This is a genomic window from Dyella sp. AtDHG13, assembly GCF_003201105.1.
Lineage (GTDB): Bacteria > Pseudomonadota > Gammaproteobacteria > Xanthomonadales > Rhodanobacteraceae > Dyella > Dyella jiangningensis_B.
On the sequence record NZ_QICJ01000020.1, the window covers coordinates 33961 to 46430 of the forward strand.

The following is a 12470-nucleotide window of genomic DNA, read 5'->3' on the forward strand; positions in this document are numbered from 1 at the left end:
TCGCTGGGATGACGGCTCGAAGCGCTGAGGCAACGCATTAGATTGGATATGTCATGAGCTTCAACACCATCCCCGAAATCCTCGAAGACATCCGCGCCGGCCGCATGGTCGTGATCCTCGACGATGAAGATCGCGAGAACGAAGGCGACCTCATCATGGCCGCGCAGATGGTGCGCCCGGAGGACATCAACTTCATGGTGCGCGAGGCGCGCGGCCTGGTGTGCCTTACGCTCACCGAACAGCGCACGCGCCAGCTGGGCCTGAAGCCCATGGTGGTGGACAACACCTCGCCATACCAGACCAACTTCACCGTCTCCATCGAGGCGGCGGAGGGCGTCACCACCGGCATTTCCGCGCATGACCGCGCGCGCACCATTCAGGTGGCGGTGAAGTCCGACGCCAAGCCGCAGGACCTCTCGCAGCCGGGCCATATCTTCCCGCTCACCGCGCAGCCGGGCGGCGTGCTCACGCGCGCGGGCCACACGGAGGCGGGCTGCGATCTGGCCGCGCTGGCCGGCCTGGAACCGTCGGCGGTGCTGATCGAGATCCTGCACGAAGACGGTTCCATGGCGCGCCGCCCCGAGCTGGAAGTGTTCGCGAAGAAGCATGGCCTGAAGATCGGCACCATCGCTGACCTGATCCGCTATCGCCTGGAAACCGAGAAGACCGTGCAGCGCGTGTACGAGGGCGAGGTGGATACGGAGTTCGGTCCGTTCCGCCTGGTGGCCTATCGCGACGCGATCCGCCACGGCCTGCATTTCGCCCTGGTGCGCGGCACGGTGGACGACGGCCAGCCCGTGCTGACGCGCGTGCACGTGCGCAATACCTTGTCCGACGTGCTGCATCTGCAGCGCGATGATCTCGGCCTCACCGTGACTTCCGCGCTGCGCCGCATTGCCGACGAAGGCCGCGGCGCGCTGCTGGTGCTCTCCGGCGAGGACACCGCCGATGCCTTGCTGCGCCGGCTCAACCGCCAGCCCGCGGTGCAGGCGCCGGAAGAAGCGCAGCAGCAGGAGTGGCGCCAGCTGGGCCTGGGCGCGCAGATCCTAGCGGACCTGGGCATTCGCCAACTGCGCGTGCTCGGCACGCCGCGCAAGATGGTGGGCCTGGGCGGCTTCGGCCTGGAAGTGACCGAATACGTGTGAACCCGGCGGCTTCGGCGGGAGCGACGTTTTCGCGCTTCCGCAGAAGGCTTGCCGCGCCACGCCACTTCCACGCCATGTCCCGGCCGGCATACTCCGGGCTTTGAGCCACGAATCCACGCCATGACTCCATTGACCGTCCGCCTTATCGCGCCCTCGGGCTACCCGCACGACCACGACGCCATGCATCGCGGCGTGGCGCGCCTGCGTGCCGCCGGCTGCGCCGTCGAGGGCACGGAGGTGCTGGAGCGCGTGGATCATCGCTTCGCCGGCGACGATGCGGCGCGCGTAGCCGACATCAATGCGCTCGCCACCGCCTCCACGCTGCCCGATATCGCGCTATCGGTGCGCGGCGGCTACGGCGCCACGCGGCTGCTGGAACACATCCGCTACGACGCCCTGCGCGAGCGCCTGGCCGGCGCGAACACGCTGCTGGTGGGCCACAGCGACTTCACCGCCATCCAGATGGCGCTGCATGTGAAATGCGGCCTGGTCACCTTCGGCGGCCCCATGCTGGGGGCCGATTTTGGCGCGCCGGAACTCAACGGCCTCATGTGGGAGCACTTCTGGCGCGCGGTGGGCGAGCCGCAGGCCACGGCCCGCTGGAGCACGCCCACGCCGTCCGAGCTGGATGTCGAAGGCCCGCTGTGGGGCGGCAATCTCGCCATGCTGTGCAGCCTGCTGGGCACGCCGTATTTCCCGGCCATCGACGGCGGCATCCTGTTCGTGGAGGACGTGGGCGAGCCGCCGTTCCGCATCGAGCGCCTGCTGTACCAGCTGCACCTGTCCGGCGTGCTGGACCGCCAGCGGGCGCTGGTGCTGGGCCACTTCACCCATTGCCGTCCGCACGCCTACGACAACGGCTTCGACACGGCGGCGGCCTTCGCGCAGATCGCCCGCGTCGCGCGCATCCCCATCGTCCACGGCCTGCCCTTCGGCCACGAGGTGGACAAGTTCACCCTGCCGTTCGGCGCGCCGGCCCGGCTGAGCGTGGCCGAAGGGCAGGCCAGCCTCACGTTCCAGGGCCACCCCACGCTGGCCCGCACGGTTTTCCGGCCCGAGCCGGGCACGCTGCCCCAAATTCCGTAAAATAGACGGCCCCTCCGGGCCCAGACCCAGGAAACGCATACCCATGAAGATCATCGAAGGCGATTTCGCCACGCCCAAAGGCCGTTTTGCCATCGTCGCCGGCCGTTTCAACGGCTTCGTCGTCGAGCCCCTGGTGGCCGGCGCGCGCGACGCGCTGGTACGCCACGGCGTGAAGGACGATGCCATCGAGCTGATCCGCGTGCCTGGCGCGTGGGAAATCGCGCTGGCCGCCCACAAGGTGGCCAACTCCGGCAAGTACGCCGCCGTGATCGCGCTGGGCGCGGTGATCCGCGGCTCCACCCCACATTTCGACTACGTGGCCGGCGAATGCGCCAAGGGCCTGGCCCAGGCCGCCTACGCCTCCGGCGTGCCGGTGGCGTTCGGCGTGCTGACCACCGACAACATCGAGCAGGCCATCGAGCGCTCCGGCACCAAAGCCGGCAACAAGGGCGCGGATGCCGCGCTGGCGGCGTTGGAGATGGTCAACCTGTACGGGAAGCTGTAATGAGCCAGGGCATCGACCTCGCCGCCCGTTCGCGCGCGCGTCGCCGCGCGCTGCAGGCGCTGTACGCATGGCAGATCGGCGGCAGCCGCATGGATGCCGTGATCGACCAGTTCCGCCACGAGCAGGACATGGAAGTGGCCGACCTCGAATACTTCGAGGATCTGCTGCACGGCGTGGAGCGCCATGTCGAGGTCATCGACGATGCCCTCAAGCCCTATGTGGACCGCGAGGTCGGCCAGATCGACCCGATCGAGCGCGCCGCGCTGCGCCTGGCTACCTACGAGCTGAAATACCGACCGGACGTGCCGTACCGCGTGATCATCAACGAGGCCATCGAAGTGACCAAGCGCTTCGGCGCCGATCACGGCCACAGCTACGTCAACGGCGTGCTCGACAAGCTCGCCGCCACGCTGCGTTCGGTGGAGAAGCGCGGTTGATGGACGGCGCCACGGTCGACACGTCCGTGGTGCCCGTGGTCGAAACGGCGCGGCTGCGCCTGCGCGCGCATGGCGTTGCCGACCACGCCGAGTGCCTGGCCATCTGGTCCGATCCGGAGGTGACGCGCTACATCGGCGGGCGTCCTTCCACTTCCGAGGAGGTGTGGCGGCGCCTGCTGCAGTACGCGGGCCTGTGGAGCCTGCTCGGCTATGGCTATTGGGCGGTGGAAGAGAAATCCACCGGCCGCTACATCGGCGACATCGGCTTCGCCGACTTCCGGCGCGAGATGGAGCCGTCGCTGCACGGCATGCTGGAATTCGGCTGGGTGCTGGCGCCGCACGCGCATGGCAAGGGCTACGCCAGCGAAGCGGTGGCCGCCGCCATCGCCTGGGGCGAGCAGCACTTTGGCGACCGCCGCGCCGTATGCATCATCTCGCCCGAGAACCTGCCGTCCATCCGCGTGGCCGAGAAGGCCGGTTTCCGGCGCTGGCAGGACACCACTTATCACGGCAGCCCGACCATCGTGTTCAGCCGATAAGTCCTACCATTCCGACGAGGAAGCTCGCCATGGAATTCCGACTGATCGACCGCATCCGCGAACGCACCGCGCAAGGTCGCGAAGACGTGAAGCTGGGCATCGGCGATGACGCCGCCATCGTGGCGCCGCCGGCCGGACAGGAGGTCGCCATCGCCATCGACACCATGGTGGAGGGCGTGCATTTCCCGGCAGGCACGGCGGCCGCGGACATCGGCTGGAAATCGCTGGCGGTGAATCTCTCCGACCTTGCCGCCATGGGCGCGAGCCCGGCGTGGGCGTTGCTGGCGCTGACCCTGCCAGCGCAGCCGGCCGAGCAGCTGCGGCAGTTCATCGACGACTATGCGGAAGGCTTTGCGCAGCTGGCGCAACCGCATCGCCTCGCCTTGATCGGCGGCGACACCACGCGCGGCGCGTTGACCATCAGCGTGGCCGTGCACGGCTTCGTGCCGCCGGGCAAGGCGCTCACGCGCGCGGGTGCGCGCGCCGGCGATGTGGTGCTGGTCACTGGCACGCTGGGCGATGCGGCGGCCGGCCTCAACATGCTGCAGCGGGGCGCGCGCGTGGACGAGGGCGACGGCCGCGCCGCCTATCTGATCGAACGCCTGCACCGGCCCACGCCACGCCTTGCCGCGGGGCTCGCACTGCGTGGCCGCGCCAGCGCGTGCATCGATGTGTCCGACGGCCTGCTGGCCGACCTTGGCCATATCTGCGAGCAAAGCGGTCTGGGCGCGGAGATCGACGCGGAACTGCTGCCGCGTTCACCGATGCTCATGGCGAGTTTTGATGAGCTTGTCGTGCGCGATTTCGCGCTGGCCGGCGGCGACGACTACGAACTGTGCTTCACCGTGCCGCCCTCGCTGGTGGCGGATGTGCAAAGCGACCTCGCGCGCCTGGGCTGCGGTGCCACGCGCATCGGCCGCATGGTGGAAGGCGAGGGCGTACGCGTGCGCGATGCCCAGGGACAATGGCTGGAAGCCGCGCATCGCGGCTGGGACCACTTCGCATGAGCGACAAGAAAACCCTCACCCTCGAACAGCGCCGCCAGTTGCTCGCCACGCCGGCCGGCTGGCTCGCCTGCGGCTTCGGCTCCGGCCTCACGCCCTTCGCGCAGGGCACCTTTGGTTCGCTGGCGGCGCTGCTGCCGTGGCTGTTGCTGCGGACCCTGCCATTGCAGCTCTACGTGTTCGCCATCGCAGTGGCGTTTGCGGTGGGCGTGTGGGCATGCGGCGTCGCCGGGCGCGCGGTGGGCGTGGACGATCACCGCAGCATCGTGTGGGACGAATTCGTCGGCCTGTGGATCGCCTTGATTCCGGCCATGTCGGAAGACTGGTGGGGCGCGCTGATCGGCTTCGCCTTGTTCCGCCTGTTCGACGTGTGGAAGCCCTGGCCGATCCGCCTGCTGGATCGGCGCCTCAAGGGTGGCTTGGGCGTGATGGTGGATGACGTGGTGGCGGGTGTGTTCGCGGCCGTGGTGCTGGATGTGGTGTTGGGGGCGTTGCGGTGAGTGTGGGTTAAACACCCTTGCGATGAGCATGGGGTGCACCCCGGTTTGCTCCCTCTCCCCTCCGGGGAGAGGGCTGGGGTGAGGGGCGGGTGCTCGCCTCGCGGTTTCATATGAGCCGTAAGCCCTAGGAGCACACTCCCCCAATCTGACCACCCCGCGAAATCGCAGTAACCGGAGGCACGGCAAAACCAAAAGCCAAGTCACTGGACCCCTGCCTTCGCAGGGGTGACGGATTCTTTGAAGTGATGAGGCAAGCGTGACCCCTCACCCCAACCCTCTCCCCGGAGGGGAGAGGGAGCTGGACAGAGGTGCCTTGCAGGTCGCGTGTCCATGCTGTCTTAGACCGGATGGAAAAAAGCTCGCATCGCACGTCAAACGACAGCACCTCAAGTAGCCGTCCAAACCAAGCCCCCATCCCCGCCACAAATTCGCCATAACTCCCCATCACCGCCACGCTATATTGCGCCGCTGCGGTTCTCTCTCGACGCACACGCGTCAAGGCCGCGGGTACACACCAGGGAAGGGGAGACGCGTGAACCGATTGCCGGGGCTGGATCTGCTGCGTGCGACAGCGATCGTGTGGGTGATGATCTTCCATTCGTTCGTCGTCGATGGCTGGGGCCATTTCGGCGGCATCGAGAAGAACGGCTGGATGGGCGTGGATCTGTTCTTCGTGCTCAGCGGCTTCCTGATCGGCTCGCAGGTGCTCAGGCCGCTGGCGGAGGGGCGTGGCTTCGCCTTCGGGGATTTCTACCTGCGCCGCGCGTTTCGCATCCTGCCCGCCTACCTGGTGGTGGTGGCCGCCTATTTCATCTGGCCGTCCATTCGCGAGGTGAACCTGATCCAGCCGCTGTGGCAGTTCCTTACGTTCACGCTGAACCTGCTGATCGAGGCGAAGTATCACCTGGCGTTTTCGCACGCCTGGTCGCTGTGCGTGGAGGAGCACTTTTACCTGCTTTTCCCGCTGCTGGCGTGGTGGCTGGCGCGGCGGCCGTCCATGCGCCGGTTCGCCGCGGTCTGCGCGGTGGTGGTGCTGGGAGGCATGCTGGTGCGCGGCGGCGTCTGGCTGTGGGGCATGCAGCCGCTCAAGGCGATTGACCAAAATTCCTATAACAAAATGTTCCTCGAGGGCGTTTACTATCCCACGTGGTCCCGTCTGGACGGCCTTTTGATGGGCGTGATGCTGGCTGCGGCCAGGGTCTACCGGCCCATCCTCTGGTCCCGATGGGGGCGCCACGCCAACGGCTTTCTGCTCGCAGGGGTAGCGGTAGTCGGCGGTTCGATCTGGCTGTTCCGCGATCGGACCGGCTTGGTTCCCACGGTGCTGGGATATCCGTTGCTTTCCTTCGGCATGGGCTTGCTGGTGTTTGCCGGCGCGCAGGCGTCCGGTGTGCTCGCCCGATGGCGGGTGCCGGGCGCGGGCTGGCTGGCGACGGTGTCCTACAGCATGTACCTGTCACACAAAGCGGTGTTCCATATGACCGAGAGCGTGGCGGGCGCGTGGCTGGACGGCCACGGCGTACTGACCTTCGCGGGGTATGCGTTGGCGGTACTGGGCGTGGGGGCGGTGCTTTACTACGGGGTGGAGCGTCCGTTCCTGGCTCTGCGTGAACGTGTTTTGCGTCAGGCGCCGGCAAAGGCGCATGCCGCCGGCGTCATCGCCGGTGCCGGCACGGAGGCAGCCTGACGCGGATTCAGAGGGAAGATCACTCGTAGGGGAGGGTGTGTCATGAGCAAATTCGCGCGCTTGGCGTGTTTCATTCTGTTGCTGCTTGTTGTGCCGGCTTCCGTATGGGCCGCGACGGCGGCGCCGGTAGGTCCGTGCCGCATGATCGATCCGACCACGTGTGCCAACGCCAACCAGTTGGCGCGCGCCAGCGGTTTCGCGACGGCGCTGGGTCATTTCGCGGGCGGCAGCAAGGTCAGTTATTTCCAGGGCAACCGTTCGGTGAGCGAACAGGCGCTGGCGGCGCTGGGTGGTTCGTCGCCGTCGGTGCAGACGCTGGCCAACGACCGCTACCTGTTCTCCGCCTGCCCGACGCGCGAGTGCGGCGGCAGCGCGGCGGCGATCATCGTCAACGAATACGGCCAGATCGAAGCGCTGGGTTTTTCCAGCTACCACTGCGACACGGCCTGCGACGACTTCCGCCATTTGGATTTCTACGTGCGCAAGGACGGCGACAACGCAACGCTGGTCGCCGCGCTGAAAGCCTGGGCCACCGCCGATGCGCTCAAGAGCACCATGTGGCGTCCCGACGCGGACCAGGGGCTCGACGGCCGCATCAACGTCCACACCTTGCCCTGAGCGGGCTTGATCATGGCCCACGGTTGCCGGTTACGGCGACCGTGGGCCTTTTCGCCGTTCAGGCCTTCGCGTCGAGCACGATGCGATAGCGCGCCTTGCCTTCCTCCAGATGCTTGAGGGCGGCATTGATGTCCGACATGGGGAACATTTCCACCTGCGGGCGGATGTCGTGGCGCGTGGCGAAATCGAGCAGGGCGGCGATATCTTCGGGCGCGCCGGTGGGCGAACTGGAGATCTCGCGTTCCGCGCCCATCAGCTGGAAGATCGATACCGGTATCGGCTCCATCACCGCACCGACGACATGCATGCGTCCGCGCGGCGCGAGCGTGTTGATCAACGCGCTCCAGTCCAGCGATACGTTGACGGTGACCAGCAGCAGGTCGAGCGAACGCGCCAGCGCCTTGATGGCCGCGGCGTCGCGGCTGGAAACCACGTTGTGCGCGCCGAAGGCGCGGGCTTCGTCGGCCTTGGCGGCGGTGGAAGTGAAGGCGGTCACTTCGCAGCCCCATGCCCTGGCGAGTTTCACGGCCATGTGGCCCAGGCCGCCGATGCCCACCACGCCCACGCGCGCGGTCGGGCTCACCTCATAGGCGAGGAACGGCTTGAGCACGGTGATGCCGCCACAGAGCAGGGGACCCGCGCTGGGCAGGTCGATGCCCTCGGGCAGCGGAATGGCCCAGGCCCAATGCGCGCGTACCTTGTCCGCGAAGCCGCCATGGCGGCCGCCGATGGTGGCTTCCACTTCGGCGCACAGGTTCTGGTGGCCGCTCAGGCATTGCTTGCAGTGCATGCAGCTGCTGGAACTCCAGCCGATGCCGACGCGCTGGCCAATGGTGAGCCCCTTGGCCTGGGGTCCGAGCGCGGTGACGCGGCCGATCACCTCATGGCCGGGCACGAAGGGAAAGCGCGCCATGCCCCATTCGTTGTTGATCATCGACAGGTCCGAATGGCAGATGCCGCAGTAGTCCACGGCCACTTCCACCTGTTCGGCGCCGAGCGGGCCGAGATCGAACTCTGAAAGCACCAGCGGCTTGCCCGCCTGCTCGGCGGCCCAACCCTTCATGGTCGACATGCGATGCGCTCCGTATCGTGAGAGTGAGTGCGGCAAACGCCTCAGCTTAAGCCGCATGGCGTTGGCGTTGCGTGTAAGCCGTGGCGATGGACGAACCACCGCCGCTCTTGGCATGCTGACCAGTCCCCACCGATCGGAGCGCCCCCATGCAGTATCGACGTCTTGGCAAATCCGGCCTGCAACTCTCCGCGCTGTCGTTCGGCGCCTGGGTCACGTTCGGCAAACAGGTGGGGCGTTCGCTCGCGCGCGACCTGCTGGCGATGGCGCACGACCACGGCATCAACTTCTTCGACAACGCCGAGACCTACAACAACGGCGTGGCCGAGACGCTGATGGGCGACGTGCTGGCCGACCTGCGCTTTCCGCGCGACAGCTACTGCGTGTCGAGCAAGGTGTACTTCGGCGCGGTCGACAACCCGCTGCCCACGCAGCGCGGCCTGTCGCGCAAGCACGTGATCGAGGCGTGCCACCAGGCCTTGCAGCGGCTGCGCGTGGAGCACCTGGATCTCTACTTCTGCCATCGCCCCGATCCGGATACGCCCATTGCCGAAACGGTGGCGGCGATGGATACGCTGGTGCGCCAGGGCAAGGTGCTCTACTGGGGCACCAGCGAATGGCCGGCGGAGGCCATCGTGGAGGCCCATCGCGTGGCGAAGGAAAACCACATGTACGCCCCGACGATGGAGCAGCCGCAATACAACCTGCTGCATCGCGAACGCGTGGAGCAGGAATACGCGCCGCTGTACGACGCCTACGGCATGGGCACCACCATCTGGTCGCCGCTGGCTTCGGGCTTGCTGAGCGGCAAGTACAACCATGGCGTGCCGGCGGAATCGCGCCTGGCCCAGCCGGGCTACGAATGGCTGCGCGAAGCAGTGCTGGAACACGACGCCTCGCGCCTGGACAAGGTGCGCCGCCTCGCGCCCATCGCGGCGGAACTCGGCGTGCCGATGGCGCAGCTGGCCATTGCGTGGTGCCTGGCCAATCCGCACGTGTCCACGGTGATGCTGGGCGCCAGCAAATTGGAGCAACTGGAGCAGAACCTGGCGTCGCTGGCGTTGTTGCCGAGGCTTGATGCTGAGGTGCTGAAGCATATCGGGCAGGCGGTGGCGTAAGAGCCGGTCGCCATCTCTTGAGCAACGCCTGTTTCCCTCACCGTCATCCCCGCGAAAGCGGGGATCCAGTGTCTTTAAGCCTTCTCGCAGCGCGTAAAGTCGCTGGATCCCCGCTTTCGCGGGGATGACGGTGAGGGGGATGGCGCGCTCACGCGAGATTCTGAACAGGCTTAGCAAGCATCTCGCCCATCACTTCTCGCATCGAGCCCGCGGTGGCGCCAAATCGTGCAGCGAGCACCTGCCCGCGCGATGCCCGATCTTGCCCCCGCCCCGCCTGACGGCCGCCTTTTCCAGCCGCGCGCCGCTGCTATGTTCTGCAGACTTTCCACGGTAAGGAACGCCATCCCATGAAGTCCCTTCGCCACGCATTGCTCGGTGCCTTCGCCCTGGTCGCCGCCGCATCGGCCCACGCCGCCGATCATCCCGACTGGACGCAGCCCGAGAAGCCGTTCCGCATCTACGGCAACACCTATTACGTCGGCACGCGTGGACTCAGTGCGATCCTCATCGGTTCGTCCAAGGGCCTGGTGCTGATCGACGGCACGTTGCCGCAGAACGCGGCGCAGGTGGAGGGCAACATCAAGGCGCTGGGTTTCAAGCTCGAAGACGTCAAGCTGATCCTCAACTCCCACGCGCATTTCGATCATGCCGGTGCCATCGCCGCGATCGCACGCGACAGCGGCGCACGTGTGGCGGCCAGCGACGCCGGGGCAAAGGAGCTGATGGTGGGCGGCCACTATCCCGACGATCCGCAGTTCGGCGAGGCGCCGGAGTATCCGCCGATTCCGCACGTCGGCGTCGTGGCGGACAACGGCGTGGTGCGCGTCGGCGACGTGGCGATCACCGCGCACTACACGCCGGGACATACGCCCGGCAGCACGAGCTGGACGTGGGAGTCGTGCGAGGGTAGCCGCTGCCTGCACATGGTCTACGCGGACAGCCTGGGCGCCTTCACCGCTGATGGTTCCGACTACCGCTACAGCGACCCGGCGCATCCGGAACGGGTGACCAACTATCGGCGCAGCATCGCCATGGTCGCGGCCTTGCCCTGCGACATCCTGATGTCCCCGCATCCGAGCCAGAGCGATTTCCTGGAGCGCATGGCGGGCCACAACGCGGGGACCCAGCCCGACCCCTTGATCGACACCGGCGCCTGCCGCCGCTATGCGGCCGAAGGCACCCGCATGCTCGACGCCAAGCTGGCCAAGGAGCGGGCCGGTCAGAAAGCCGCACCGTGAATCCGGTGGTTGACACTCAAATGAGAATTATTATCATCTGAGCGTCGCCACTCTCCTGCGGAGCATCACCATGACCACGACGGTTCTGTCCCTCCCCTCGGGGGCCGACGCACTGGCCCGCCCGTTCCGCCTGCTCAGCCTCAAGTCCAAGCCTTCCCCTGCACCGGATGCGCCGGTACGGCGCATCTCCAGCCAGGCGCTGCTCCATGGCGAGCGCGAACTGGTGATCCAGCATCAGGGCAGCGAGTACCACCTGCGCCTGACCCGCAACGACAAGCTGATCCTCACCAAATAAGCATGCCCGCGACCCGCGCTGCATCGCGGGTCGCCAACGGCTGCGCCGTCCCCCGATGGAGAAACTTCACGGGCAAGGATGCCCACACCTTCGCCGGTTTCGTGCCGGACACGTTCAACTGGCCTACCGCCACGCGCTTCTCGCCGAACGCCAGCCGGGTCCTCTCCATGGCTTTCAAGGAGCACGATGATGTTTGGCTGGCTTGCCCACGCTTTGGCCTCGGTACGGTCTTGCGCCGACGCGACGGGCTGGACCATCAGCCGCGCCTCGGTGCGGATGTCCGGCACCGAACTCGCCGCCCAGCTGCCCTTGCTCGGCGGCGTGCTGTACCTACCGGCGTGCCGGTCCGCGCGCGCCATGCGCGACATCGCGCCGGGCTGGCTGGTGGCGCGCGAGGATCTGGCGCCGTTGCTGCATACGGAAGAACTGCGTGCATCGAGCATGATCGGCGCGGACGGCCCGCGCGAGTGGATCGACTGCCTCGATGCGGCCGGCACGTTCTGCGCGCGCCTGCATCTGCTGCCGGATACTGATTACCTGGCGTGGGATGCCCTGCTGTCGGGTGGCACGCTGTTGCCGGCGGCGCCGGTGTGTCCGGGGGAGGTGGCGTGCAAGGCGGCCATCGCCGAGCTGTTGTGCTTTCGCACGCATCGGTTGGCTTCGTTGCGGGTGCTCGATACGGGGGCGCTGGGGTGGCTTTCTCCGTTGGGGCGGGGGATTGCACGGGATGTGGCGCGGGCGGCGGCGGTGGAGTTGATGTCGGGGGCGGGTGGCTGAGTGTTTGAGTTTGTCGGCGCTCTGGACAGGGACAATCTGGCCTCGGTGTTTCGTGCTTTAGCCGTCATCCCGGCGTAGGCCGGGATCCAGTGACTTTGCGTTCGGTTGTCGCGTAGAGGTGATTGGTTTCTTCGAGCGCTTCCGCGACCTGGCCGCCTGCGCGGCGGGCGTTCCGACCTCCTGCCGGAGGCCGGGTCACTTTCTCTTGCTTGCCCAAGAGAAAGTAACCAAAGAGAAGGGCCCCCCGGATGAGGCGCCTTCCGGGCGAAGCCCGGAAGGTGCGCGGGCGGGTTCCGGGCTTTTCGACGGGGCTCCTGCCCCGACGAAAAGTGCCTGGCTTCCTGCCAGGCACCCCTGCGGGGCCTGATCTCCACCCGCCCGCCGCCTCATACGGGGACCCGGTAGGTCAAAAGCCAGAGCCGACGGCTCGTGCCGCTGCGCGGCACCTCGCG

14 protein-coding genes are annotated in these 12470 nt (G+C 67.1%); 13 read left to right on the forward strand and 1 reads right to left on the reverse strand.

Going from position 1 to position 12470, the window contains the following annotated elements; translation table 11 throughout:
• Positions 1-53: 53 nt before the first annotated feature.
• From ribBA to BDW41_RS22205, 9 genes are all read left to right on the forward strand, one after another.
• A complete protein-coding gene (gene ribBA / locus BDW41_RS22165; RefSeq protein WP_074547934.1) occupies positions 54-1145 on the forward strand; it encodes a bifunctional 3,4-dihydroxy-2-butanone-4-phosphate synthase/GTP cyclohydrolase II in 1092 nt (363 codons plus the stop codon).
• Between the two features lie 120 nt (positions 1146-1265).
• Positions 1266-2231 (forward strand): muramoyltetrapeptide carboxypeptidase, encoded by a 966-nt coding sequence (gene ldcA, locus BDW41_RS22170; RefSeq protein ID WP_074547933.1) that lies wholly within the window; start codon positions 1266-1268, stop codon positions 2229-2231.
• A 37-nt stretch (positions 2232-2268) separates the two neighbouring features.
• Positions 2269-2736, forward strand: a complete 468-nt coding sequence (gene ribE, locus BDW41_RS22175) for a 6,7-dimethyl-8-ribityllumazine synthase (protein ID WP_304529204.1) — start codon at positions 2269-2271, stop codon at positions 2734-2736.
• Positions 2736-3173: a transcription antitermination factor NusB gene (nusB, locus tag BDW41_RS22180; protein WP_074547931.1), complete on the forward strand. Its 438-nt coding sequence runs from the start codon at positions 2736-2738 to the stop codon at positions 3171-3173. The genes ribE and nusB overlap by 1 nt, the downstream gene beginning before the upstream one ends.
• Positions 3173-3712 carry a GNAT family N-acetyltransferase gene (locus BDW41_RS22185; RefSeq protein WP_074547930.1) on the forward strand — a complete coding sequence of 180 codons (540 nt, stop codon included), beginning with the start codon at positions 3173-3175 and terminating at the stop codon, positions 3710-3712. Before nusB ends, BDW41_RS22185 begins: the two co-directional genes overlap by 1 nt.
• A 29-nt stretch (positions 3713-3741) precedes the next feature.
• Positions 3742-4719: a thiamine-phosphate kinase gene (gene thiL, locus BDW41_RS22190; RefSeq protein WP_074547929.1), complete on the forward strand. Its 978-nt coding sequence runs from the start codon at positions 3742-3744 to the stop codon at positions 4717-4719.
• Positions 4716-5216, forward strand: a complete 501-nt coding sequence (locus BDW41_RS22195; RefSeq protein ID WP_074547928.1) for a phosphatidylglycerophosphatase A — start codon at positions 4716-4718, stop codon at positions 5214-5216. Before thiL ends, BDW41_RS22195 begins: the two co-directional genes overlap by 4 nt.
• A gap of 532 nt (positions 5217-5748) precedes the next feature.
• On the forward strand, positions 5749-6903 hold the full coding sequence (locus BDW41_RS22200; protein WP_074547927.1) for an acyltransferase: 1155 nt from the start codon (positions 5749-5751) through the stop codon (positions 6901-6903).
• Positions 6904-6945: 42 nt separating this feature from the next.
• On the forward strand, positions 6946-7521 hold the full coding sequence (locus BDW41_RS22205; RefSeq protein ID WP_074547926.1) for a hypothetical protein: 576 nt from the start codon (positions 6946-6948) through the stop codon (positions 7519-7521).
• A gap of 58 nt (positions 7522-7579) precedes the next feature.
• Here BDW41_RS22205 and BDW41_RS22210 read toward each other — a convergent pair whose 3' ends face one another.
• Positions 7580-8593, reverse strand: a complete 1014-nt coding sequence (locus tag BDW41_RS22210; protein ID WP_074547925.1) for an NAD(P)-dependent alcohol dehydrogenase — start codon at positions 8591-8593, stop codon at positions 7580-7582.
• 146 nt (positions 8594-8739) lie between these two features.
• Here BDW41_RS22210 and BDW41_RS22215 point away from each other — a divergent pair, with 146 nt between their 5' ends.
• The 4 genes from BDW41_RS22215 to BDW41_RS22235 all read left to right on the forward strand — a co-directional run bounded on the left by BDW41_RS22215 (position 8740) and on the right by BDW41_RS22235 (position 12018).
• Positions 8740-9708, forward strand: coding sequence for an aldo/keto reductase (locus BDW41_RS22215; RefSeq protein ID WP_074547924.1), 969 nt, complete (start codon positions 8740-8742; stop codon positions 9706-9708).
• A 347-nt stretch (positions 9709-10055) separates the two neighbouring features.
• Positions 10056-10946: a subclass B3 metallo-beta-lactamase gene (bla, locus tag BDW41_RS22220; RefSeq protein ID WP_074547923.1), complete on the forward strand. Its 891-nt coding sequence runs from the start codon at positions 10056-10058 to the stop codon at positions 10944-10946.
• 70 nt (positions 10947-11016) lie between these two features.
• The gene (locus BDW41_RS22225; RefSeq protein ID WP_199535417.1) at positions 11017-11241 is read left to right on the forward strand and encodes a hemin uptake protein HemP; all 225 of its coding nucleotides are present in this window, start codon (positions 11017-11019) and stop codon (positions 11239-11241) included.
• A 189-nt stretch (positions 11242-11430) separates the two neighbouring features.
• Positions 11431-12018, forward strand: coding sequence for a hypothetical protein (locus BDW41_RS22235; protein WP_074548042.1), 588 nt, complete (start codon positions 11431-11433; stop codon positions 12016-12018).
• Positions 12019-12470: the final 452 nt, after the last annotated feature.